The organism is Serratia sp. CY47444 (assembly GCF_052168635.1).
Lineage (GTDB): Bacteria > Pseudomonadota > Gammaproteobacteria > Enterobacterales > Enterobacteriaceae > Serratia > Serratia bockelmannii.
In genome coordinates, this window is the sequence record NZ_JBJNMH010000008.1 from 81,553 (window position 1) to 105,182 (window position 23,630).

The window sequence follows — 23,630 nt, forward strand, 5'->3', positions numbered from 1 at the left end:
CGGGCGGCGGATCGGGAATGAGTTGCACGACGGAAGGAATGAAATGCATGTTATGCGGCGTGAGTTGCCGTTTTTGCGCCGAAAAGCGCGTGAAATGCCGGGGGTGACACGTGATCTACATCAAAGATATCAACGATTTATTGTTAATCGCCGGTGAACGATTGTGGTGAAATTGTGAAGGATGCGTCTGAAAGGCGTAAATCGGCATTGCGCCTATAGAGCGGCGGCGAGCGCGGGACTATGTTATCTGCGATCGGACGAGGTCCGCTCTGCAGGAGTCCATGAAATGAAAAAAACGCTGTTGTTACTGGCCGCGCTGCTGGCGCTGCCGCTGGCGAGCCAGGCCGACGTGTCCATCGGCGTGAACGTGCCGGGCCTGTCGTTGCATATCGGCGATCGCGATAATCGCGGCCACTACTGGGACGGCTATCGCTGGCGCGATCCGCGTTGGTGGGCCGATCATCACCGGTATGAACGCCCGCGCGGGTACTATTACGGCCCGCCGCCCCGGGTGATTTACTACGGGCCACCGCGGCGCGACTGGCGAGATCGGCCGCATTACCGCATGCCGCCACCGCCGCCGCCCGGCTATTACTACCGTCCGGGCCCGCGCTGGTAAGCGCTTACAGGCGCATCAGCTTGCGGAACTCTTTCACCTTGCTGCGGCTGACCGGCACTTCAAACTCGAGATCGCTCAGCCGCAGAATGTAGGTATTGTTGAACCAGGGGACGATCTCGCGGATCTTCGCCAGGTTAACGCAGTAAGAGCGATGGCAGCGGAAGAAATGTTCTTCCGGGAGCCGGCCGTAAAACTCGGTGATGTTCATCGGCATCACGAACTCTTCCCGGCGGGTATAGACCCGCGTCACCTTTTCATCGGCGGCGGCGTAATAGATGTCGTTGATGTCGGTAACGATGATCCGCTCGTCTTTGATCAGGTTGATGCTATGGCTGCCGCGGCTCGGCGCGCTGGCCGGCTCCGTCGCGCCGGCGGGGCGATGGTGCAGCGCCTCCAGTTTTTGCAGCATGGTGACGATGCGCGCCTCGTGATAGGGCTTGAGGATATAGTCGAACGCTTCGATCTCGAACGCTTCCACCGCGTGCTCTTTATAGGCGGTGATGAACACGATCGACGGGCGATGCGCGAATTTACTGATGTTTTGCGCCAGCAACACGCCGTCCAGCGACGGGATGTTGATATCGAGGAAAATGGTGTCGACCTGGTGAGTCTGCAGGTATTTGAGGACGTCGAGGCCATCCTCGAAGGTGGCGACGATATCGATATTGCTGTGTTTCTTGATCAGGTAGCTGAGTTCTTCCTGCGCGAGGAATTCGTCTTCCACGATGATGGCTTTCATGAGGCCTCCCCGACCGGCGGCGCGCTCGGCTCCTGATGCAGCTTGCCGCCGTTTTTGCTGATGTAGAACGCGATTTCGGTGCCCGGCTCCAGGCGGCGGATATGCAATCCCTCGCCGTACAGCAGCGACACGCGGTGATGCACGTTAAGCAGGCCGATATTGTGGCCCGGCATCTCGTTGCGCTCCACCCGGTCGATGGTGTCCTGGTTGATGCCGTGGCCGGTGTCCTTCACCGAGATCTTCACCCGGTCCCCCTGATCCTTCACCGCGATCACCACCACCCCTTTCCCCTTGCAGGGTTGGATGCCGTGCACGATGGCGTTCTCCACCAGCGGTTGGATCAGCAGGCTCGGAATACGCACCGAGACGTCGTCGTCGATGTCGTAAATTACCGTCAGCTTGGCGCCGAAACGCGCCTGTTCGATGGCGATGTAATCCTGGATCTGGTGCAGCTCCTTGCGGATATCGATCAGTTCGTCGTTCAGCTCCAGGTTGTAGCGCAGGTAGCGCGACAGGTTGATGATCAGCTGGCGCGCGGTGTCCGGATTCAGGCGAATGGAGGAAGAGATGGCGTTCAGCGCGTTGAACAGGAAGTGCGGGTTAATCTTGCTCTGCAGCGCGCGCATTTCGGCTTTATCCGCCATCTGGCGCAGGTGTTCGATGCGCGAAACCTCCATCTGCGTGGAGATGATCTGCGACAGCCCGACCGCCATCACCTTCAGTGTGTTGGTGATCTGGTGGGCGTGGCAGTAGTAGATTTTCAGCGCGCCGGTCACTTCGCCTTTTTCCCACAGCGGTACCACCAGCTGCGAATGGATCTGCGGCGCGGCCGGGTTTTCCAGGTTGTTCTTGATGATGATTTTGCCGTGGCGAATGCTTTCGCGGGTGACGCGGCTCAGCCCTTCGCGGCCGATCGGGTAGGCTTCACGCCCTACGCCGACGTAGGCCAGCACCTGGTGGGTATCGGTGATCGCCACCGCGTCGGCGCGGATGTCCTGGCGAATGATATCGCAGATGGTGGCCAGCGATTCGCTGTTGATGTTGCGGAAATAGGGCAGCGTCTTGTGGGCAATATCCAGCGCCAGTTTGGCCTGGCGCGCGGCGATCACTTCTTTCTCATCCTCGACGCTCTGTACCAGCAGCACGATCAGGCCGATGCACACCGTACCGAGGATCATCGGCAGGGCGATCTGCGACACGATGTCCAGCCCAAGCTCGGTCGGCTTGGCCCATAGCACGATCAGCAGCATGGTGAGGGATTCGCACAGCATGCCGCCGACGATGCCGGCACGCCAGCGCTGCTCTTTTTTCACCTTGAGGTTGATGTAACCGGCGCTGATGCCGGCGATGATGCTGGTGATAAGACAAGGCACCGAGGTGATGCCGCCGATGTCGATCAGATAACGGTGCACGCCGGCGATGATGCCGGTGACGATCCCCACCCAGGGGCCGAACAGGATGCCGCCGGCCATGATGGCGATGACGCGCACGTTAACCAGCGATCCTTCGACGTTGATGCCGGAGTAGGTGCTGAACAGCGCGAACAGCGAGAAGATCGCCGTGACGATGCCGAGCTCGAGCGGCGTATGGTCTTCTTTTTGCAGCAGTTGGCGGAACAGCCGGGTGCGGGTCAGGAAAAACAGACAGATCAACATCAGCGCGGCGCGATCAAACACCGCCAACAGCATTTCAAAAAAAGGGTGCACGACGGGTTCTCGCTGCGGCTTACGGATGGCGGCAGTATACCACAGCGAAAGGGGCCCGTGGCGTGCGCCACGGGCGGGGGATCAGCCCATGCCGAGCTGCGCTTTGCCCAGTGGCGTCAGCAGGTCGACGGTGGCGCGGCCGTCGAAATCCACCTCGAAGTCGTCAGGGGCGAAGTCTGGCGGCGTTCTGCCGTCGATAAAGCTCGGCAGCTGGCGCTGCAGATAGGCGTCGTTTTTCTCGCAGCCCGGCGCGGCAGCGATGTACATCACGTTGCTGTCGAACTCGCCGTTATGCTCGTTCTCCACCGCGTGGATCACATCGCAGTGCCAAAAGACCGTGTCGCCCGGCTCCAGATCGGGAATGGGGGAAATCCCACTTAATAAAAGGGGATGCCACTTTTCCGAGATCGACAGCGCGCGGCCCGGTGCCGCATCGCACAGATCGTCGTCGGCGACGTCGTCCTGCAGCGCGCGCAGCAACACATAGGCCATGGCGTTGGCGATCGGCACCAGGTTCAGCGTGCCGGCGTTGGTGCGCTGCGGCGTCAGCGCCGTCCAACCCTGGAAGGTGCGGAACATCGAGCAGACCGCCGGGGAGGCTATTTCGCGCACCTCGGTGCGGCCGTCGGCGGCGAAGGGATCGTACTGCTGCCAGTCGCCGGAGAAAACGTGGCGATATACATAGCGGAAGTTTTCGTCCAGCCAGCGCTCAATGGTGCCGCTGTCGACGTGCGGTGACAGGCCCAGCGACGAGGAGTTCGGCGGGCGGCGGCGGGTGCGATCGGCGTAGGTGGCGACGCGGGTCGGATCGAAATGCTGTTTGCCGTTGCTCTCGGTGGCCCACAGGCTGTTGAGGAACACCTGCACCGCATGCATGCGCGCATCCTGCCGCGCTTCAACCTGCGGTTTTGACCAATAGATGCCGTAAATCTGCGGCTTGCTGGCGGCCAACTTGCCGAAATAGTTGTCTTCGGCGGCGTTTTTCAACCGTTCGACGAAGTTGTTGCGCTCAAGGTAGTCGCCGATTTCCCTGTTCCAGCCTTCGGCCTTGGCGCGGGGGAACACGCCGCGAATGGCGCAGGCGCCGCGCTGTTTGATCAGCGCTATTTGCTGCTCGCTGACGCGCTGCTGCAGGATATCTTCTGCGTCGATCTGCGGCACCGGATTATGGCCGGCGGCCAGCTCGCGGCGGATCTGTTCGACCTGGCCGCGGATGTTCTCTTCCAGCGCTAGAAAGACGTCGCGGTAGTTCGGCAATGCCTGGCGCAACTGGCGCTTGACGTTAACGATCGTCTGCGGAATATCGTCGATGACTAAAGAGGCCATGGTGTTCTCCTGGTGCCGCGTGGATAACGGCGGCGGGCAGTTGTAGGGAATCGGGCAAGACGTTAAGGTTTTGTGGTTTTAACGTGAATGATTATCGGCAACCAATCGGGGAAAATAAAGAGATATCTTTCATTCGTAAGTTCCTCTTTTTCGTTTTTCGGAGATTTTATGAAGCTGGTCACTGAACGTCTGCACTTACAGTCGATAACCGTCGAGGATTGGCCGCTGTTTCTGCGCCTGTACCAAGATCCCGAGGTGATCCGTTACATCTCCGATCCGCGCAGCGAAGCGGAGATCCGCGCACGGTTCGAAGAGCGGCTGCCGGCCTGGGACAAACACGGCGAGCAGTGGTTGTGTCTGGTGATGCGTGAGAAGCACAGCGGAGAGGCGGTGGGCATTACCGGCTTTCGTCCGCACTGGGCGCCGTATCGGCAGGCGGAAGTGGGATACGGGAGTTTGCCTTCCGGCCAGGGCAAGGGCTATGGCAAGGAGTCGCTACGGGCAGTGCTGGATTTTGCGGTGAACGCCTGCGGTTTTCACAAATTGACCGCCACCGTGACCGTGGGCAATCTCGCCTCGCGTGGCCTGCTGGAGTCGTGCGGTTTTCAGCTGGAAGGCACGCTGCGCGACAACTACCGTCTGGCGGATCAGTGGTGCGATGACTGGCTGTTCGGGCTGTTGGCGGCGGAGTTTCAGGGCGGCAAATAAAAATATCGCGCCAGGTATCGACAAGCTCGTCGGCGCTGCGCTATGTTCGATATTCGGTCAGTTCGCTGGCCAGCGTCGCTCGGACGGTCCGGGCGCTAACGTCTATCGAGGAATCCCCTATGGCTGATAACAGTCCACAGCGCCGTTTTACGCGCATTGAACGCCTTCCCCCTTACGTATTCAACATCACCGCCGAACTGAAGATGGCCGCACGCCGTCGCGGTGAGGATATTATCGATTTCAGCATGGGGAACCCCGACGGCCCGACGCCGCCGCACATCGTGGAAAAACTGTGCGCCGTCGCCCAGCGCGACGATACCCACGGTTACTCTACCTCGCGCGGCATTCCACGCCTGCGCCGCGCCATTTCGCGCTGGTATGCCGATCGTTATCAGGTGGATATCGATCCGGAAAGCGAAGCCATCGTCACTATCGGTTCGAAAGAGGGGCTGGCGCACCTGATGCTGGCGACCCTTGATCACGGCGATACGGTACTGGTGCCGAACCCCAGCTACCCGATCCACATTTACGGCGCGGTGATCGCCGGCGCCCAGGTGCGCTCGGTGCCGCTGGTGGACGGTGTGGATTTCTTCGGTGAGCTGGAGCGCGCCATTCGGGAAACCATTCCGCGCCCGAAAATGATGATCCTCGGCTTCCCGTCCAACCCGACCGCGCAGTGCGTAGAGCTGGATTTCTTCGAGCGGGTAGTGGCACTGGCCAAGCAGTACAACGTGCTGGTGATCCACGATCTGGCCTATGCCGATATCGTCTATGACGGCTGGAAAGCGCCGTCGATCATGCAGGTGCCGGGGGCGAAAGACATTGCAGTGGAGTTCTTCACCCTGTCGAAAAGCTACAACATGGCCGGCTGGCGCATCGGTTTCATGGTCGGTAACCCTGAACTGGTCAGCGCGCTGGCGCGCATCAAGAGTTATCACGACTACGGCACCTTTACGCCGCTGCAGGTGGCGGCCATCGCCGCGCTGGAAGGCGATCAGCAGTGCGTGCGCGATATCGCCGAGCAGTATCGGCAGCGCCGCAACGTGTTGGTGAAGGGGCTGCACGAGGCCGGCTGGATGGTGGAAAACCCGAAGGCGTCGATGTACGTATGGGCGAAAATTCCCGAGCCTTATGCCCACCTCGGTTCGCTGGAATTTGCCAAACGCCTGCTGGCGGAAGCCAAGGTCTGCGTCTCGCCGGGCATCGGCTTCGGCGACTACGGCGATACCCACGTGCGTTTCGCGCTGATCGAGAACCAGGATCGCATCCGCCAGGCGGTGCGCGGCATCAAGGCGATGTTCCGCGCGGACGGGCTGCTGAAACCGGGCAAGGCCGGCAGCGCCAAATAATCCTGTCAGGCCGGGCGTTCGCCCGGCCTTATTTTTTCCGTCCCAAGGTTTTCTTCATCATTTCCCCATTATGCTCAATTACGCTGAATTTTATTTTTTGGATAGAGTGTATGAGCAACCGCTACGCGCGATCGCAAATCGTTTTACATTGGCTGACTTTGCTGATGGTGATCCTCACCTATGCGGCGATGTTGCTGAAAGACTCGGTGCCGGAAGCGTGGGCGCCGATGGTCAAAAATCTGCACTTTAATTTTGGGGCTTCGGTTTTTGCCCTGATGCTGATTCGGTTGGCGGTGCGCGCTTTCCACGCGACGCCGCCGACCACGCCGCCGCTGGAGGAATGGCAGGAAGTGGGCGCCAAGATCTTCCATTGGCTGCTGTACGTGGTCTTCCTGATGTTGCCGTTGCTGGGCATGTTAACCCTGGCCTACGGCGGGAAATCGTGGTCTTTGCTGGGCTGGCCGATGCCGCAGTGGGTGACGCCGGATCCGGTGATGCGCAGGCTGGTCAAAACGGTTCATGAGACGCTGGCGAATATCGGCTACTTTATCATTGGCGCACATGCGTTGGCGGCGCTGTTTCATCACTACCTGCGTAAGGACGACACCTTGCGCCGCATGATGCCGGGCAAATGATCGTTAACAGAAACGACAAAGGGACGCTTGCGCGTCCCTTTGGCTGTGTTCCTGGTCTGGCTACCGTCAGGCAACCATCAACATGAAGGTGCCAACCCAGGCAACCAGCATGAATGACACGCCCATCAAAAAATATTTCACTGAACAACTCCTGTCTGGAGTCCTCGCCAGCAATGATCCCGATTGTTGTGCTGAGTATTTTATGGGCAGCCTGCTTGTCGGGCGGATTCTTCCAAGCGAAAGAACAACGTCCTCGAGCGCGGGCTGTCCGGTTGTCGCGCCTCATGCTCCGTGAGGTAAAATCCGAACCGCGACAGGATCGGCGCTAATGTACTCTCAATACTGGTCTGATTTCAATACTGTGTTTTTGATCACAATTTTCGGCTGTTTTTTGAACAGGGCGCGCTGTTTTATAACGCTTTTTATGGGCGGGCGACAGGAACTAGCCCGCCGTGGCGGGCTGTTAAATAGGGGATGAAGCAATGCAGCGGCGGGCGCTCAGGCGACGGCGTTGATGCCGGTCGCCAAAATGACCCAAAAAACGAGACAAGACAGCAGAATAACGGCCCAAATATGACGGCGACTCCACTCCATTTTTAGCCTTCGTTGTTGCGACAAGTGATTAGGTAACGATCACATCGGCGCGAATGGAGGAAAATTTAGCCCCTGCGGATAATATTTTGCTTACCTGTTGCTAACCTATTGGCAAACTTCACTTATCGTCACGCGCACTTCGTAGCCCAGCAGATACAACGCCTGCTCCAGCGCTTCAACCTTCGAGGCGTAGCCGATATCCAGCAACCGCTCCATTTGCCCGCCGTTGAATCCCAGCTTGCGCGCCAGCGCCGCTTTGCCGGTGTTTTTGCGTAGCATGGCATTGTGCAGTTCGATCTTCAGCGCCACCAGCGCCGGCAGGTGTACTTTCAAGTCATCGGTTTGCGCAGGAGAAGGGGCGGGCAGAGGCAGACCTTCATCCATCGCGGCGGCGATGGCGGCCAGCAGGCTTTCCTGCGCTTCCAGCTCGATGTCTTCGCGTTTATAGCAGGCAGATTGCCACTCGGGGAAGTCGTGGAAACCGATCTGCCAGGCGTCGCTGTCGCTATCGAAGGTGTAATGGGCGGGGTAGTGGCTGTACATGGCAATCCCTGATTGAAACCTGAATGAGGCGCTATTGTGACGGCGCGGCCGGCGGATAGCCATAGCCTTGAGCGGAATGGCGCTCAATCGGCATGTTCACGCGGCTTGCGACGCAGCCCGTCGGGCGGCAACAGTAGGGCGCAGATCATGACGGCCAGACTGAACAGCGGCAGCCAGCGCGCCACCGGGCCGGGGGAGTAGTTGTTGAGCACCGAGCAAACGTAGCATGTGACGGCCAGCACCCAACCGGGCAGGCCGATATCATTAAGGCGAAACGCGGTTTTGGCCATAAACCACGCCACCAGGCCAAAACAGAACAGCGCCCACACCATGATGCACAGCAGATACAGCAGCACCGAGACGAATTCCTCGGTGTCGCCGTGCGCATGGGCGCGAAAATGGTTTTTATCCAGATAGGTCGACAGAAACGACAGCAGCACGATGCCAACGGCGAAGATCGCCAGCGAGAAAACAAAGGGTTTGCGCGAGATGCGCCCGCGGTAAAGGTCTTTGGTGAGTTGTCCGAGAGATTCCATCACAGTCCGTTGTCGTCATCATTGGCCGCCCGGCGGAGGCCGGATGGCAAGCAGCCGGGCATTCTAGCGGGGTAAACGGGGGCGTCAAGGTGATAATTTTTCTCATTTAGTTGCGGTTGAGATTCCACGCGGCCGCACAGGGCGTCCTTTCACCGAGCAAAACGTCACAATTTGGCACGTTTGGCTACCTGACGCGGTCATTGGCGGCATAATCCTGTTTGTTCGCGTTGAACAATGCATTAACATAACTCCCACTTATCTCTTGCATGGCTATGGATATCCGATGCGTCACCTGGTTGCGCTTTTACCGCTGATTACCTTGCTTGCTGCCTGTAGCAGCACGCCGAAACCCAGTACCACCGCTACGCCGCAGAGCACCCCGGTAAAGGGCGGCTTTTTGCTGAGCCCGGCGCACAGCGGCGCGCCGCTGGGAGGGGATTTCGCCAATAACCCGAATACCGCGCGCTTTATCGATAAGATGGTGCAGGAACACGGGTTTGACCGGCAGCAGCTGCACGACGTGCTGGCGCAGGCTCGGCGATTGGACTCGGTGCTGCGGCTGATGGACAGACAGGCGCCGACGCCGTCTACTCAGGGGCCAACCGGGCCGAACGGTTCCTGGCTGCGCTACCGCAACAAGTTCATCACCCCGGATAACGTGCAAAACGGCGTGGTGTTCTGGAATCAATATCAGGATGCGTTGCAGCGCGCCTGGCAGGTGTACGGCGTGCCGCCGGAGATCATCGTGGGGATTATTGGCGTGGAGACCCGCTGGGGCCGCGTAATGGGTAAAACCCGCATTATCGACGCGCTGGCGACGCTGGCCTTCAACTACCCGCGCCGCGCAGATTACTTCGCCGGTGAGTTGGAAACCTTCCTGCTGATGTCGCGCACCGAAGGTGACGATCCGCTCGAGCTGCGCGGCTCCTTCGCCGGCGCGATGGGCTATGGGCAGTTCATGCCTTCTTCCTTCAAAAGCTACGCGGTTGACTTCAACGGCGATGGGCATATCAACCTGTGGGATCCGGTCGATGCCATCGGCAGCGTGGCCAATTACTTCAAGGCGCACGGCTGGTCCAAGGGCGAGCCGGTCGCCATTCAGGCCAACGGCCAGGCGCCGGGGTTGGAAAACGGCTTCAAGACCCGCTACTCGGTCGCCGCACTGGCTGAAGCCGGCCTGAGCCCGCAGGGTTCACTCGGGGATAACCAAGAGGCCAGCCTGCTGCGGCTGGACGTCGGCACCGGCTACCAGTATTGGTACGGTCTGCCGAACTTCTACGCTATCACCCGCTATAACCACAGCACCCATTACGCCATGGCGGCATGGCAACTGGGCGAAGCGGTAGGGCGCTCGGCGCGCGGCGGCTTCTGACCGCTGCTTCAAACAACGAAAAAGGCCGCTTGCGCGGCCTTTTTTACGTTCTGAGCAATCAGAAATCGTAGCGCAGACGGACCACGGTCATATCGCCGAGGTTGTCGGTGCTCGATGTCAGCACGTGCTCTACGTCAACGCGGAAACCGTAGTCAAACTGTACGGTAACCCCGAGGCCGTTGTCGATGCGCTGGTAGTTGCGGCCGCTGATGTATTCCAGGCGGTCGCCCATGAAGTACGGCATCACCGATTTCACCGCGTACTGGCCCACCGGCACGGTATAACCGGCCAGGTATTCGATACCCCACGCATCGCCGGCGAAGTAATTGTTGACGTCGGCTTTCTTGGTGGTCAGGAAGTCGTTGTAGTAACCGCCGCCGAAGGTGAGCATCCAGTTGTCCGGTTTCCAGCTGATGGCGGTACCGAAAATGTTCTGGTCATAACTCTTGCTGCCGCTGGTGGACGGGTTGCGCATTTCGGCGCGGGTGTAGTTCCAGGCGGTACCCCAGGTCAGATCCTGTGTAATGTGGTAATCCACACCCAGTGAGCCGCCGCCTTTGCGCTTATAACGCAGGCCGTTGCCCGGCAGGTAGTCGCTGTCGCTGAACAGGTACGAGGCGTAAACGTCCGCATCGCCGAAGCGGTTCTTGTACTTCAGCATTTTGCGTGAACGGTAAGAGCCGTCGTAGTCGCCGTTGATGCCGTTGCCCGGTGCCTGGGCCAGCATGTCGTAGTCCCAGATATCGGTCTTGGCGCCAACCACGTCATAGTAAACGCTGTTTTGCTGACCGAAGGTCATCTGGCCCCAGGTGTTGCTTTTCAGGCCGGTATACAGCATACGGCGGCTGGTGTTTCTCGCGCCGTCGGCATAGTGGTGATCCCAGTCAAACAGCGCCGGAATGTTCACACCCAGCTCGTAGTAGCTGATCCAGCTGATATCGTCGAACAGGTAGTAGTCCGCTGCGAAACGGAAACGGGTGCCGCCATCGAAGCCGTTACGCTTATACGAGCCCTTGTCACCGTCGCCCGTCATGTTGTTGAACTGCGGACGGATGCTGCCGCCAACGGTAAAGTTCAGGCGGCTGAGCGGATCGCCGGCCTGTGGATCTTGCTTCAGCAGAGTGATTTCTGCCTGAGCGGCGAACGACGCGCTGCCGATCGCCAGACCCAGCGCCACCGCTTGAGTCACTACGCGCAATTTCATTGCCATGTGTTATCCCTGTTTTATGTATGACCGCCCCATCAGCGCCGCCATGCCGATGTTTTGCGCAGAACGCTGCGTTTTCACGCATTTTGACGGTTTTTTTGGTGTTTTAGCGGCGGGCGGCATTTGTAACATAAACGGTGAGATAAATAATTACTTTTCTTGCTAATTATTGGCCGGTTTTTGACCATTTCGTGCGGTGAAAAGCGCCATTATTTATGTCTCTCGATTCGGATGAATTCATCTAACGCCAAGGTTTATATTTTTCATTTGTCAGTCATTGGCGTCAGCCTGTAATTTTAGTCGTGCAAGAGATAATTAATTTCAGCCTGTCACCGCCGTATTAACGTTTGCCTTCTTCTGCGTAATCGGTCGGCAGGAATAAGCGATTGGGAGGTCGCCATGAGAAATCTGTTAATGTTGTTGGTGGGGCTGTTTTCATTACCGGCGATGGCGGCGGAGTCGCACGTTTGCCATTCTCAAGCTTATGATTATGCAGAGGTTAGCAAACTCAGGTTATCTGACGATACCCTGTTTACCTGCCGCGGCGTGGGGCGCCTGACGATCCCGGAATTGGCGCGTAAAGGATGGAGGGTGATTCATTTAGCGCAGCAAACTGAATATACCGACTCTGTCGACAGCGATGGTGAGGTTATTAAACTTTATCAGGAAATCGTGGTGTATAAAGAATAATTCTACGGTGGCCTGTGATTATTTCAACGGTGGCGAGAATTCTATTATGAATGCAAGAGTCGGTATTGACGGCAGGGCCGCCGCCGCCATGGTGCTGCTTTGCGCCATCTGGGGGATGCAGCAGGTGGCGATCAAGGCCGCCGAGCAGGATGTGTCGGCGGTGCTGCAAATTGCCATTCGCTCGGGCCTCGCCGCGCTGGGGGTATACCTGTTGGCGCGTTGCCGCGGCGAGTGTTTCACCTGGAATCGCGCCACGCTGAGCGCCGGTTTGAGCGTAGGGGCATTGTTCGCGCTGGAGTTCTTTTTTGTCTCCGAAGGGCTGCGCTACACCAGCGCCTCGCATATGGCGGTGTTTTTGTACACCGCGCCGCTATTTTCCGCCCTCGGTCTGCATTTTCTCCTTCCTCAGGAGCGTCTGTCGCCGGTGCAGTGGCTGGGCATGCTCATCGCCTTTGGCGGCGTGGTGCTGGCCATATCTGGCATGGCTGAGGGAAGTGGCGGAGCCGATCGGCTGAAAGGCGATTTCTATGGCCTGCTGGCGGGGATCGCCTGGGGCGGTTCTACCCTGGTGATCCGTACCACGCGTCTGGCGGAGTGCCCGGCCAAACAGACGTTGTTATTCCAGTTGACGGGCGCCTGCGTGCTGCTGTCGCTGCTGGCGATAGCGACGGGCAATTTGCACGTCGTCCTGAGCCCGGTGGCCTGGTGCAGCCTGCTGTTCCAAACGGTGATCGTGTCGTTTTTCAGCTACCTGATCTGGTTTTCACTGCTGCGCCGTTATCAGGCTTCCTCGCTGGGCATTCTCACCTTTATGACGCCGATATTCGGCATCCTGGCGGGGGTCGCCATTCTCGGCGAACCACTGCAAATTGAGTTTGTATTGGGTGCCGTGCTGATCGTGCTGGGGTTAATCGTGGTGAGTTGTTCATATCTTCTTTATTTTGACCGAAGGGTGGCACCAAAAATATAAATTATGGATGTTGATGTACAGAACTACCAAATAAGCTGCGAAAGCCAATTCATTATTCAGTTGCAAATATCCCGCTATGCCTGGGGCGTGCCGCTGATTACGCTCAGCGATAACGGTGATTTTACCGTGATAAGAAGCCGAGGCTGGTCGAGGTTGGCGAATGGGATGCAATTGGAGGTTTATTATTTTGCCAATAACTCCCTGCTGGCTTGGGATAAAAGCCGCAAATACATCTCTTATTCAAAGGCCGGCCGGCTCTACGCCTGCGCGCTGCATTTTTCTTATTCCCCCAAAGTAGAGCGCTAACCCTCTGGCCATCAGACCAGAGGGGAGATTTTCATGATCCACTGCTTAAACGCGAGGATCTTGGGCCACTGCCGCTCGGAAATGGTCGAGGTAAAATAGCAGTGCTCGCAGGGCACGGTCATATCGGTGAACGGAATGATCAGCTCGCCGCTTTTGATCCAGTCCTGCACCAGATTAAGCCGCCCCATGGCGACGCCAAGGTGCCGTGTGGCGGCCAGTACCGCGAGATCGGAACGGTCGAACTCCATGCTTTTACTGTCGGTATCCAGCCCCAACGCAAAGTATTGTGACCAGGTTTGCCACTCATCTTCGCCGGAGTTGTAGCGATCGTGCAGCAGCGTACAGTGAGCCAGGTTTTCCGGCGCATCGTACAGGTTATGTGCAGCGGCGTACTGCGGCGTGCAAATCGGCACCATCGATTCCTGCATAAAGGCCTCGTCCAGATGCCGCCCCGAGGGCAGTTTGCCGAAGTACATCGCCAGGTCCACGCCGCGGTTGGCCAGGTTGATGATTTCCTGCCCGGTCAAAATGTTGAGGTGAATGGTGGGGTGCTGGGCGATAAAGTCGCCGATGCGCGGCAGCAGCAGACATTGCACCAGAGACGGGTGTGAGTAGAGGGTCAATGTTCCCGTCAACTCGCGATTTTTAATGTCCAGAATTTCCTGATTCAAGGTGTTGAAGGAACTGTCCAGCGCCCATTGCATGCGCTCGCCCTCCGGCGTCAGGGTAATTCTGCGATGAAAGCGCTGAAACAGCAGAAAGCCCAATTCCTTTTCGAGCAAATTAATGCGGTGGCTTACGGCGCTGGGGGTGATCGACAATTCTTGCGCCGCCAGCGCAAAAGATAAATGGCGGGCGACGCATTCAAAAGTATGCAGCCGGGAAAATTGATAGCTGGTCAGCGGGGTCGCCCGCTGTGAATGTTTTTTACTGGGGAACATGCTATTTCTCCGTGCGCACAATCTGGCAATATTAACATTTAATGGCGCGGAGGATAAACCCAGCCTGATTGATCTATTCAGTTTTTATGCCGAGGGATTTCGATATGTTGAAGAGAATTGCATAACAACCGGAAATAACAGGCGGTGGGGGCGATGATAATCAGCAATAGGACGAATATAATAAAAAGAGGTGCCGTTAAGCAGCGAGTAAAGGCGGTGTACCGCAGCCTGAACGATAAAAGCTCATATTCCCTGCGGGATATAACGGTTTCGCCATAATCATCCGTCGCATGGCGACGTTGAGTACGCGTTAAGCCCGGATGCCAACGAGATGGAGGTAGCAATCGATAACGCTGAGCCCCGCCTGGCCAGAGAACCGTGCCCAGTGGTTACCCACCGAGCACAACATTCAGGGAAAAGCAGGTTGATCGTCGGCGCTAATCAACGGCGACGCAGCAGCAGGCCGGCCAACAAACCTGCGCCGGCAACGAGTGCCAACGCGGCGAGGGGGTTTTTCTTCATCATACTGCCGGCGCAGCTCAGGGCATCGCCGTATTTTTCTTGCAGCGCGCCCACTGCCTGGCGCGTGACGCCTTCGGCCTGCCAACGTTCGTTACCGCTGACGTCGCCTGCGATTTCCTGCGCTTTGCCCGCCACTTTGTCCATCATGCCATTGGCTTTTTCGCTGTTCATTATGATGTGCTCCTAAGGTTCGATCCGTTTGGCGTTCGCACAGAGCGAAAGCCTGCATTTGCACCGCCATGTTATGCACTTCACTCTGCGCTCATAAGGGGCGTTTGCATCGGTGCGGGTAGTGCATTTGCAGGCTACTTGCCGTTCCTGGAGGCCGCTCCGCCGGTAAACAGCCCGCGCTCTCTGGCCCAGACGATGGCTTCGCTGCGGCTGTGCACGCCGAGTTTGGAATAGACCGTCGCGACATGATTGCGGATGGTGTTGAGCGCCAGATTGAGACGCGCCGCGATTTTCTTGTCCGGCAGCCCCTCGCAAATCAATTCCAGCACATCGCGCTCGCGCGGCGTGAGGTCGCTGGCGGTGAATCCAGCCTGGTCGGGCCGGTTGATGCTTTTTACGTTGGCCAGTTTTTCGATCAAAGTTTGGCTGAACCACGAGGCATCCTGCATCACTTCTTCGATGGCATTGACCAGCTCCAGCTCCGAGCGTTTGCGTTCGGTAATGTCCATGAGCACCAGCAGGTAGCAGGGCGTATTATGGATACTGACGGCATCCGCCGAGGCCACGCAGTCGATTAGCTCGCTCCCTTTCTTTCGCACTTGGATGTCCAGCCCTTCAACGTTGCCGCTTTTTTCCAGTGCGGCAAACAAACGGCGGTTCGCCTCGGGATCGTCAATAAACTGGATCTCATCGACCGTTTTGCCGATTAACGCTTCGGCGTCGTACTCGGTAGTGCGGGTGAACGCTTCGTTGACGTCCAGCACGCGCCGCTCGTGCGCGGTACACACCAGCGTCGGCACCGGGCTCAGGCGAAATGCCTTGGCGAACCGCTCTTCACTTTCTCGCAGCGCCGATTCCGCCAGGCGCCGGGGCTCGAGATCGGTAAACGTGAACAGCATGCAGTCGTCTTCATTGATATCCAGCGGTTGACCGGCAACCACCACCAACTTGCTTCCTCCGCCGGGCAGTTTCAGCTCGGCCTCCATCTGCGGAATGGTGGCGCCTTCCCCCAGGCGCTGAACCGCCAGCTCTTTGTGCTCTGCCTGTTCCAAGACGTCGAGTTCATAAACCGAACGCCCCATGACCTGTTCACGCTGGTAACCGGTCATATCGAGGAACCCCTGGTTGACCTTGACGTAACGCAGGTCGCTTAGCCGACAAATGACCGCCGGCGCCGGATTGGCGTTGAAGGTTTTTTCAAAGCGCTGTTCGGCGCTGGCCCACTCCGTTGCGTCGCTCAGGATCAGCGCCAGCAGCTCCGGCTGCCCCTGCGCATCGGTGATGATCAGGCTCCGCAGGCGGTGCACCCAGAAGCTCTCCGGATCGTCGACCTGCCGAACCTCCACCACCACATCGGTGAAGGTTTCGCCATCGGCAACCCGGCTCAGCGGGTACTGTTCCAGCGCCAGCGGGTGGTTGTTGCGATAACGCAGTGCAAAACGCGCCGCGTACTCGCCGGCATCAGCCCCCAGGGCTTTCTGGTGGCTCACGCCGTGCATGGCCAACGCGGCTTCGTTAGCCCAGAGAAGCGTTTGATCGGTATCCGTCAGGATCACGCCGTCGGACAAGCCGGAGATGATTTGCTGCAGGTGGCCGCGGTGGGTTTCGCTGGCCAGGACGGATGGGTTCATGTGCTCTCCGCTAGACAGAAGGGGAGCGGCCTCTGATCGGGGCCGCGGGTTACGCTACTCGCTGAGCAGCTTAGTGCATAACGTGCGTATTCGCAGGGTGTGAATGCACTAGGCATTCTGGCGCAAATGAACTGGGACGGCCGACGCCGCCGCGCGGCAGACTGAATTTGTCTGCGCGGTTATCCACCGTGCGTGCAATCACTTGTCCAGAAAATATAAGGAACAACGATGACCACTGTCTATGAATCAAATCGCTTTGCGTTTCAGGTGTCATGGGGCTCGATATTGGCCGGGAGTGCCGTGGCGCTGGTGACTTATCTTATCTTCAGCGTGCTGGGTACGGCTATCGGTGCCCAGGCCGTGGATATGATGCAAAAGGGCAATCCGCTGAGCGGTTTTGGCACCGGCACCGGGATCTGGCTGCTGGTTTCCACGCTGGCATCGCTGGCCGCCGGCGCGTTCGTCGCCGGACGCACTGCGCCGAACCGCGGCGGTTTGCATGGCCTGCTGAGCTGGGCGATCACCACCTTGCTGACCACCTGGCTGATGGTTTCATTAGCAAGCGGCGTGGTGGGGCTGGCGGGCAGCGCGGTGGGTAAAGGGCTCTCGCTGGCGGGCAGCGGCCTGGCGGCGGCAGCGCCAAACGTGGGTGAAGGCCTCAAGCAACAGCTGGATAAAAAGGGTATCAGCCTGGACTGGGGAAGCCTGGAGAATCAGTTGAACGCCACGCTCAAGCAGACCGGCAAGCCGGAATTGGATCCGGCTCGGTTGGAACAGAAGGCCGATAGGGCGACCGCCGACGGCAAGCAATCAGCCATGGACGCGGCTGCCGATCCGGCGCAGGCCGCTACCGAGCTTAAGCAGTGGTTCGAACGCGTCAAGCAGTCCGGTGAGCCGACGTTGAGTGCGGCCGACAAGGATGCGTTGGTGAATATCGTTGCGGCACGCACCGGCAAGAGCCGTGATGAAGCGAGCCAAATCGTCGATAACTACGCCCAGGCTTATCAGCAGGCGGTGCAGAAGGTGGAAAAACTCAAGGCCGAAGCCGAGCAGAAAGCGCGTGAAGCGGCTGATGAAGCGGCCAAACAACTGTCTCGCGCCGCATGGGGCTCACTGTTGATACTGCTGTTGGGCGCTGCGCTGAGCGCCGGCGTGGGGCGGATTGCCGAATCAACCCGCCGTACCGTCGCGGTAAGTTGAGATGAGAAAAAACCTGTCGTGCATCTCGCTGAACTATCGAAAAGTGGCGGGAGCGTCTGCTCCCGTGCTCGTCATCGATTTTTGCAACGAGAACAACGAGCGCTACACCTTGCGCTACAACCTGCCGCCGGATACCCCGGAACGCACCGAGCGGCGGGTATCTTTGCTGCTGTATCTGTTGCGCAAGCACCGATCGGCAGAGATCGACAACCTGGCTGATTAATCAGTCCGTTAATGAAAAGCCCGGCCTGGCGAGCCGGGCTTTTTGCCGTGCTGTGGCAACAAAGCACGGGTATGCAGACACGGCACTGTTACGAGGGAAGAGCGAGGCATAAATGGTGCCCCAATTGGCGTGGAGGGTAACGTAGGGCATCGAACAAGGTTTGTTGAAACATCGATTCTGCTTTGTATGGGAAAAGATAAAAAAGAAACGCGCTATGAACCTCTGCGATTATCTGGCCCGAGGTTAAGGCCTTGCGTTTATCCACCGCATCCTCCCTCGACATTGTTCCTACTTCTTCGCATTAGGTTCAATAATTTTATCAGCCGACCAAACAATAAATTCACGATTTAATTTGTGATGATGAAATTCCTATTCGGCCATGCCAGTGGAGTATAAAAAAACACGTTAAGATAAAACAATTGGCAAAAAGTGTGATTCTCCCTGGAGATGTAAATGCATCTTTGACGGGAGCATTTTATGTGGGTTGTTTTTGTTTTGCCGTTTTTTTGCGGGTGGATTTATATAACATGATCATTTTCAGTTATTTAAGTAATGGCTTTTCCTATGCCGCAAAAATGGCGCTGCCAAGGTGATTTTTTTTAGGATTAATCTTAATGACTTGGTTTGGTTGGTTAACGATTTTAATGAAAAGGACACAATTTTTATAAAGACAGGGAGCGCACATGGACTATCGGAAAGATATTCTTTTACAGGTATTAGAGTATATGGAGAAGAATATTATAGAGGGCCTTTCCGTTGAGAAAGTGTCTATTATCTCAGGGTACTCTAAATGGCATTTGCAACGGCTGTTTAAACATTATTTTGGTATGACGCTCGGAACTTATATCAGGCACAGAAAGCTGAGCCGATCCGCAATTTTGCTTAAACAACATCAAGGGAACATACTGGATGTCGCCTTGGCATCGGGCTTTGCCTCTCAGCAATGTTACACGCGGGCATTCAAACGTTTCTTTGGCGAAACGCCCAACAGCTTTAGAAACAGCCGGGGATGGGATTTCTCCATCCAGATCCCACCGTATGGCAATGACAATAAGCCCTATTTTTATCACACGGTCATGCCGGATGATATTGAGTTGTTAAAGCAGTACAAAGCATTGATTTTCCATTCCATAAGGAAATACAGAGATGCCAGTGACATTACGCAGACTAATGAAAAATGGTTAAGCAAGAATGGAAAAGCTTATGGTGTGGAAAAAACCAGAGCGGGTAAATGGCATTCAAATGGTAAGGAACAAGAGGTTTTCCACTCTATTTTTAACTTCTACATACCCAGAGGGAAATATATTGTTATTCCCTTTATGGGAGCGTTGCCCGAGTACATTGATTTTTTTGAAAGCATCTATGACGCTTACCTGCCGGCCATTAATGTCAAGATGAGGGAAAGCTTTTTTATTGAGCTATATAGAAACGAGCATTTAAACAGCGAAGTTGTTAATGTCGATATACTGATTCCTGTGGTGTAGCGTTGAGAAAAGGAGACATCATGAGTGTAGAGAAATCCCCCGGTTCAATGAATAAACACCATTACGCTTTCGGTATGCTACCTTTAACGTTGTCTGTGTCTGGCAGGGTGAACGTTGCCGGTTTAGGCTGGCAGGTCATTCAATTAATGCTGGCATTAACTCTCTTCATGTTTTCAGGAAATGCGATGGCCAATAATCGGGAGCATCAACAAATAGCGTTAGTCGGTACCTGGACCCATATTCCGGATGCGCCCGCGGTGCAGAAACCGGCGTTCCCCAGTGAAGGGCTCTATCGTCTGAGGGTAAATGTCGACGGCACGTTAACGCTGCTCAATGTCATCAAGATGAAAAGCCCGTCATGGATCGCAAAATCTCGCGATGGTCGTTTCGCCTATGTCACCAATGAAGAGGATGCGGGAACGGTGACCGCCTTGGCAATAGACGACGCAGGCAGCGTGCGGGTGCTGAATACGGTGAGCAGTGCGGGCCAGCAGCCGACGCATGCCACACTCAGCCCGGACGGTAAGTTTCTGTTTGTCGCCAACTACTCCGTCGCCAAAGGCGGCGCGGGGGTGACGGTATTGCCGATTCGCAGCGACGGCACACTGGGTGAACGAGTGCAGCATTACCCGTTTATACCCGGCTCCGGCATCGTGCAGGGGCGCCAGGAAGGCGGGCATGCGCACTCCACCACCTTCAGCCGCGATGGCCAATACCTGTACGCGGCGGATCTCGGCGGCGATAAGTTGCACGCCTACCGCTATCGCCCGGATAACGCGCAGCCGCTGCAGGCGGATGCTTCGCGCGATGTCGGCTTTGCGCCCGGCGCCGGTCCACGGCACATGGTGTTCTCGCCAGAAGGCGAATATGCGTATGTCATCACTGAAATGGCGGGCGAGATCGAGGCGTTTGCCGTTAACGACAATCGATTGACTCTGAGAGGGAAAGTGAAACTGAACGGCGGCCTCGATTCGGCGGAGGAGAGAAGCGGCGGGGCTATTATCCTGAGCCCGAGCGGCAGATATCTTATTGCCACCCATCGCGGTACCGATAACCACCTGCTGGTATTTAAAATAGGCAGGGACGGTCTGCCAGGCGTGCCGACGCGCTATGAGGCCGGCGGCATTGAACCGCGGGCGCTCGCTTTTGATGCCGACGGCAACCGCCTCTATGTCACGAATGTGTTCACCAATAGCGTTACGCTGTTCGATTTCGATGATGAGAAGGGTGAGTTGCAGGCCAGAGGTGAAGCGGCGGCGATTTCAACGCCGACGGATATCAAGTTTTTCAATTAATGCCCATCATAAGGCGCGGGAGAAACCGGGTCTGAACAGGGGAAAAGGGGAATTGCGGGTGCAGATGATGGGGAATGGCTTGATGAGAAAGAATGGTGTCCCCGACTGGAATCGAACCAGTAACTAGCCCTTAGGAGGGGCTTGTTATATCCGTTTAACTACGGGGACGCTGCGGACCGGCAACCGAAGCTGCCGGGGCATTATACCTTTTTTTACCCGCAGAATAAGCGCTTAGCGGCGCGTTTGCTCAATACCTCGCCAGTTCGCGCCGAAATTTCCTCGGCTAACCGACCGCGATCACGGTTTTTCTCCGTCGTGGCGCCGTTTTTCCTCTTGCAGCCGCGCTGCCTTATTTTTGGCGCTCAAATCGTTGCGGATTTGCGCGTGGCTGATCAGCGCAAAGATAAAGGTGCCGCCGATGATGTTACCCGCCAGCGTCGGCAGGGCGAACGGATAAACGAATGCTTGCCAGCCAATCGCGCCGTTGAACACCAGATACAGGATCTCCACCGAGCCGACCACGATATGCGTCAAATCGCAAATCGCCACCAGGTAGGTCATCAACACGATCACCCAAATTTTCGCCGCGCCGGCGGCCGGGAACATCCATACCATGGTGGCGATGATCCAGCCGGCCAGGATGCCGTTGGCGAACATTTCTCCCGGCGTATGGCGCATCACCTCTTCGCCCAGGCTGATGAAGGCGCGGCGCGTTTCGGCGTCGAACAGCGGCATATGGGTAAACGCCAGCGCCGCCAGCGCGGTGCCGATCAGATTGCCGAGCAGCACCACGCCCCACAGGCGCAGCAGGATAAGCAGGTTGCGCGGCGTGGGTTTATGCATAATGGGCAGCACCGCCGTGACGGTGTTTTCGGTAAACAGCTGCTGGCGCGCCATGATGACAATGATAAAACCGAAGGTGTAGCCGAGGTTCTCAATGAAAAAGCGGCTGGGATCGTCCGGCAAGCGGGCGTGGAAAATGCCTTTCGCCGCCAGCGAGGCGCCCATCGACATCCCGGCGGCAATCGCCGACCACAGCAGCGCCAGCCCGTCGCGCTCCAGCTCTTTTTCGCCTTCCATTCGGATCTGTTCATGCACCGCCGCCGCGCGTGACGGCAGATTCTCTTCCCTGACTTCGATTTCGCGTTTGCCCTGTTCCTGCTCTTCGCTCTCTACCTGCATTGTCTCATCCGGCTCGTGCTGCTGGCGTTGCTGGTCGTTCATGCTGTCGCTCCTGCTCAATAAGGGTGAGGTCACGTCATTAAGCGTAGTTGCCCGGCCAAAATGCGGCGAAATACAGAAAAAGGTAACAAGAGTTAAAATCCGCCGATTTTTTCCACGCATTCTTGATCCTGCTCGCCATATTGGCCCCTCGGCGCGCCCGCCGCAGGCTGCGTGTGGGGAAAGGCTTATGCTATGATTCGCTATCCCAAAGAAAAATATGAGTTCCCTGATGCTGGAAGCCAAAAGTCTGAGTTGCGTGCGCGATGAGCGCATCCTGTTTAGCGAGCTAAGCTTTTCGGTTCAGCCGGGCGATATCATTCAGGTAGAAGGGCCGAACGGCGCGGGCAAGACCAGTTTGCTGCGCATCCTCGCCGGTCTGGCGCGGCCGGACGGCGGTGAGGTGTGCTGGCGCGGGCGCAACACGCTGCGCGATCGCGCGGCGTATCAGCAAGATTTGCTGTTTATCGGCCATCAACCGGGCATCAAAGCCGTATTGACACCCTTCGAAAATCTGCAGTTTTATCAGGCGGTGCGCGGCGCGGCCGAGCATCAGGCCATCTGGCGCGCGCTGGAGCAGGTCGGGTTGGTGGGGTACGAGGATCTGCCGGTGGCGCAGCTTTCGGCCGGGCAGCAGCGGCGGGTGGCGCTGGCGCGATTGTGGCTCAGCGCGGCGCCGCTGTGGATCCTCGATGAACCCTTGACGGCGATCGATAAACAGGGCGTAGCCGAGTTGATTAGCCTTTTTGAACAACATGCGCAGCGTGGCGGCATGGTATTGTTGACCACGCATCAGGATTTGGCCGGCGTCAGCCAAACGGTGGGCAAAATTCGTTTGGCGGAACACGACGCGGGGAGTTTGTGATGTTTTTGACTCTGGTGCGTCGCGAATTGAAGATCGCCTGCCGTAAAGGGTCGGAGATCGTCAACCCGCTGTGGTTTTTCCTGATTGTGATCACGCTGTTCCCGCTGGGGATTGGCCCTGAACCGCAGCTGCTGGCGCGGATTGCGCCGGGCATCGTGTGGGTGGCGGCGCTGCTGGCCTCGCTGCTGTCGCTGGAGCGGCTGTTTCGCGACGACTTTCTCGACGGTTCGCTGGAGCAGCTGTTGCTGCTGCCGACGCCGCTGCCGATGACGGTGCTGGGCAAAGTGTGTGCTCACTGGGTCGTGACGGGATTGCCGCTGCTGATCCTGTCGCCGCTGGTGGCGCTGCTGTTGTCGCTCGATATGCAAACCTGGCTGGCGGTGGCGGGTACGCTGCTGCTCGGCACGCCGACGCTGAGCCTGATCGGCGCTATCGGCGTGGGGTTGACCGTCGGCTTGCGCAAAGGGGGCGTGCTGCTCAGCCTGCTGGTGCTGCCGCTGTATATCCCGGTGCTGATCTTCGCCACCGGCGCGATCGACGCCGCCTCGATGGGCATGCCGATTGACGGTTACCTGGCGATACTCGGTGCGATGCTGGCGGGCAGCGTGACATTGGCACCGTTTGCCACCGCAGCGGCGCTGCGAGTGAGCGTGCACTAGCTAACGTATTGAATGAACAGACGGGGCAAGGCCGACAAGAGCGTACCCTGCAGAAGATTTTCGCCGTTTCGATCGCTCGGGGCGGCCGACGCATAAAAATTACCGTGAGCACTGACGA

At 57.4% G+C, this 23,630-nt stretch carries 25 protein-coding genes and 1 tRNA gene; 14 read left to right on the forward strand and 12 right to left on the reverse strand.

All coding sequences use genetic code 11. The annotated features are described in order from the left end of the window. Positions 1-286: 286 nt before the first annotated feature. On the forward strand, positions 287-619 hold the full coding sequence (locus ACJ8IL_RS12770) for a DUF2502 domain-containing protein (protein ID WP_025303752.1): 333 nt from the start codon (positions 287-289) through the stop codon (positions 617-619). 4 nt (positions 620-623) lie between these two features. Here ACJ8IL_RS12770 and ACJ8IL_RS12775 read toward each other — a convergent pair whose 3' ends face one another. From ACJ8IL_RS12775 to ACJ8IL_RS12785, 3 genes are all read right to left on the reverse strand, one after another. Beyond that, entirely contained in the window at positions 624-1,358 is a 735-nt protein-coding gene (locus tag ACJ8IL_RS12775; protein ID WP_342095406.1) for a LytR/AlgR family response regulator transcription factor, read from the reverse strand. Continuing rightward, a complete protein-coding gene (locus ACJ8IL_RS12780) occupies positions 1,355-3,046 on the reverse strand; it encodes a sensor histidine kinase (RefSeq protein ID WP_342095561.1) in 1,692 nt (563 codons plus the stop codon). The genes ACJ8IL_RS12775 and ACJ8IL_RS12780 overlap by 4 nt, the downstream gene beginning before the upstream one ends. A 99-nt stretch (positions 3,047-3,145) precedes the next feature. After that, positions 3,146-4,390, reverse strand: coding sequence for a DUF1479 domain-containing protein (locus tag ACJ8IL_RS12785; RefSeq protein ID WP_049203742.1), 1,245 nt, complete (start codon positions 4,388-4,390; stop codon positions 3,146-3,148). A 168-nt stretch (positions 4,391-4,558) separates the two neighbouring features. Here ACJ8IL_RS12785 and ACJ8IL_RS12790 point away from each other — a divergent pair, with 168 nt between their 5' ends. The 3 genes from ACJ8IL_RS12790 (at position 4,559) to ACJ8IL_RS12800 (ending at position 7,082) form a co-directional block, all read left to right on the forward strand. After that, on the forward strand, positions 4,559-5,098 hold the full coding sequence (locus ACJ8IL_RS12790; RefSeq protein ID WP_141998610.1) for a GNAT family N-acetyltransferase: 540 nt from the start codon (positions 4,559-4,561) through the stop codon (positions 5,096-5,098). Between the two features lie 119 nt (positions 5,099-5,217). Beyond that, a complete protein-coding gene (alaC, locus tag ACJ8IL_RS12795) occupies positions 5,218-6,447 on the forward strand; it encodes an alanine transaminase (protein ID WP_016926818.1) in 1,230 nt (409 codons plus the stop codon). Positions 6,448-6,557: 110 nt separating this feature from the next. Then, on the forward strand, positions 6,558-7,082 hold the full coding sequence (locus ACJ8IL_RS12800) for a cytochrome b (RefSeq protein ID WP_060433767.1): 525 nt from the start codon (positions 6,558-6,560) through the stop codon (positions 7,080-7,082). Positions 7,083-7,148: 66 nt separating this feature from the next. Here the strand turns inward: ACJ8IL_RS12800 and ypdK are convergent, their stop codons facing one another. The 3 genes from ypdK to ACJ8IL_RS12815 form a co-directional block, all read right to left on the reverse strand. After that, positions 7,149-7,223: a membrane protein YpdK gene (ypdK, locus tag ACJ8IL_RS12805; RefSeq protein ID WP_099782600.1), complete on the reverse strand. Its 75-nt coding sequence runs from the start codon at positions 7,221-7,223 to the stop codon at positions 7,149-7,151. Between the two features lie 558 nt (positions 7,224-7,781). Further along, positions 7,782-8,219 (reverse strand): antitoxin HicB, encoded by a 438-nt coding sequence (locus tag ACJ8IL_RS12810; protein WP_025303746.1) that lies wholly within the window; start codon positions 8,217-8,219, stop codon positions 7,782-7,784. 83 nt (positions 8,220-8,302) lie between these two features. After that, positions 8,303-8,755 carry a DUF805 domain-containing protein gene (locus ACJ8IL_RS12815; RefSeq protein ID WP_043140239.1) on the reverse strand — a complete coding sequence of 151 codons (453 nt, stop codon included), beginning with the start codon at positions 8,753-8,755 and terminating at the stop codon, positions 8,303-8,305. Between the two features lie 283 nt (positions 8,756-9,038). Here ACJ8IL_RS12815 and mltB point away from each other — a divergent pair, with 283 nt between their 5' ends. Next, positions 9,039-10,127: a lytic murein transglycosylase B gene (gene mltB, locus ACJ8IL_RS12820; protein ID WP_442516574.1), complete on the forward strand. Its 1,089-nt coding sequence runs from the start codon at positions 9,039-9,041 to the stop codon at positions 10,125-10,127. Between the two features lie 58 nt (positions 10,128-10,185). On the opposite strand, the gene ACJ8IL_RS12825 is transcribed toward mltB, so the two are convergent. Next, positions 10,186-11,337, reverse strand: a complete 1,152-nt coding sequence (locus ACJ8IL_RS12825) for a porin (RefSeq protein ID WP_442516575.1) — start codon at positions 11,335-11,337, stop codon at positions 10,186-10,188. A 396-nt stretch (positions 11,338-11,733) separates the two neighbouring features. Here ACJ8IL_RS12825 and ACJ8IL_RS12830 point away from each other — a divergent pair, with 396 nt between their 5' ends. Genes ACJ8IL_RS12830 through ACJ8IL_RS12840 form a run of 3 tightly spaced genes read left to right on the forward strand, consistent with a single transcriptional unit; the run spans position 11,734 to position 13,300 of the window. Then, on the forward strand, positions 11,734-12,024 hold the full coding sequence (locus ACJ8IL_RS12830) for a hypothetical protein (protein ID WP_049200124.1): 291 nt from the start codon (positions 11,734-11,736) through the stop codon (positions 12,022-12,024). A 46-nt stretch (positions 12,025-12,070) separates the two neighbouring features. Beyond that, complete coding sequence (locus ACJ8IL_RS12835; protein WP_442516576.1) at positions 12,071-12,994, forward strand: DMT family transporter; 924 nt, start codon at positions 12,071-12,073, stop codon at positions 12,992-12,994. 3 nt (positions 12,995-12,997) lie between these two features. Beyond that, positions 12,998-13,300, forward strand: coding sequence for a hypothetical protein (locus ACJ8IL_RS12840; RefSeq protein ID WP_141967486.1), 303 nt, complete (start codon positions 12,998-13,000; stop codon positions 13,298-13,300). 11 nt (positions 13,301-13,311) lie between these two features. Here the strand turns inward: ACJ8IL_RS12840 and dsdC are convergent, their stop codons facing one another. From dsdC to ACJ8IL_RS12855, 3 genes are all read right to left on the reverse strand, one after another. After that, positions 13,312-14,241, reverse strand: a complete 930-nt coding sequence (gene dsdC, locus ACJ8IL_RS12845) for a DNA-binding transcriptional regulator DsdC (protein ID WP_442516577.1) — start codon at positions 14,239-14,241, stop codon at positions 13,312-13,314. Between the two features lie 441 nt (positions 14,242-14,682). Then, complete coding sequence (locus ACJ8IL_RS12850) at positions 14,683-14,934, reverse strand: CsbD family protein (RefSeq protein WP_025303738.1); 252 nt, start codon at positions 14,932-14,934, stop codon at positions 14,683-14,685. A gap of 134 nt (positions 14,935-15,068) precedes the next feature. Beyond that, a complete protein-coding gene (locus tag ACJ8IL_RS12855; RefSeq protein ID WP_442516578.1) occupies positions 15,069-16,565 on the reverse strand; it encodes a PAS domain S-box protein in 1,497 nt (498 codons plus the stop codon). A gap of 228 nt (positions 16,566-16,793) precedes the next feature. On the opposite strand from ACJ8IL_RS12855, the gene ACJ8IL_RS12860 reads away from it, so the two are divergent. From ACJ8IL_RS12860 to ACJ8IL_RS12875, 4 genes are all read left to right on the forward strand, one after another. Next, complete coding sequence (locus ACJ8IL_RS12860; protein ID WP_043140216.1) at positions 16,794-17,765, forward strand: TIGR04086 family membrane protein; 972 nt, start codon at positions 16,794-16,796, stop codon at positions 17,763-17,765. A gap of 64 nt (positions 17,766-17,829) precedes the next feature. Further along, positions 17,830-17,988: a hypothetical protein gene (locus tag ACJ8IL_RS12865; protein ID WP_230201404.1), complete on the forward strand. Its 159-nt coding sequence runs from the start codon at positions 17,830-17,832 to the stop codon at positions 17,986-17,988. A gap of 683 nt (positions 17,989-18,671) precedes the next feature. Further along, positions 18,672-19,472 carry a helix-turn-helix domain-containing protein gene (locus ACJ8IL_RS12870; protein ID WP_049207364.1) on the forward strand — a complete coding sequence of 267 codons (801 nt, stop codon included), beginning with the start codon at positions 18,672-18,674 and terminating at the stop codon, positions 19,470-19,472. 20 nt (positions 19,473-19,492) lie between these two features. Further along, positions 19,493-20,767 (forward strand): lactonase family protein, encoded by a 1,275-nt coding sequence (locus tag ACJ8IL_RS12875; protein WP_254599072.1) that lies wholly within the window; start codon positions 19,493-19,495, stop codon positions 20,765-20,767. A 93-nt stretch (positions 20,768-20,860) separates the two neighbouring features. Here the strand turns inward: ACJ8IL_RS12875 and ACJ8IL_RS12880 are convergent. Next, positions 20,861-20,935, reverse strand: a tRNA-Arg gene (locus ACJ8IL_RS12880). A gap of 129 nt (positions 20,936-21,064) precedes the next feature. Further along, on the reverse strand, positions 21,065-21,991 hold the full coding sequence (locus ACJ8IL_RS12885) for a formate/nitrite transporter family protein (RefSeq protein WP_173889248.1): 927 nt from the start codon (positions 21,989-21,991) through the stop codon (positions 21,065-21,067). A gap of 229 nt (positions 21,992-22,220) precedes the next feature. Between ACJ8IL_RS12885 and ccmA the strand changes: the two genes are divergently transcribed. Next, entirely contained in the window at positions 22,221-22,853 is a 633-nt protein-coding gene (gene ccmA, locus ACJ8IL_RS12890; protein WP_015378626.1) for a cytochrome c biogenesis heme-transporting ATPase CcmA, read from the forward strand. Continuing rightward, entirely contained in the window at positions 22,853-23,512 is a 660-nt protein-coding gene (ccmB, locus tag ACJ8IL_RS12895) for a heme exporter protein CcmB (protein ID WP_025303731.1), read from the forward strand. Before ccmA ends, ccmB begins: the two co-directional genes overlap by 1 nt. The last annotated feature ends 118 nt before the right edge of the window (positions 23,513-23,630 follow it).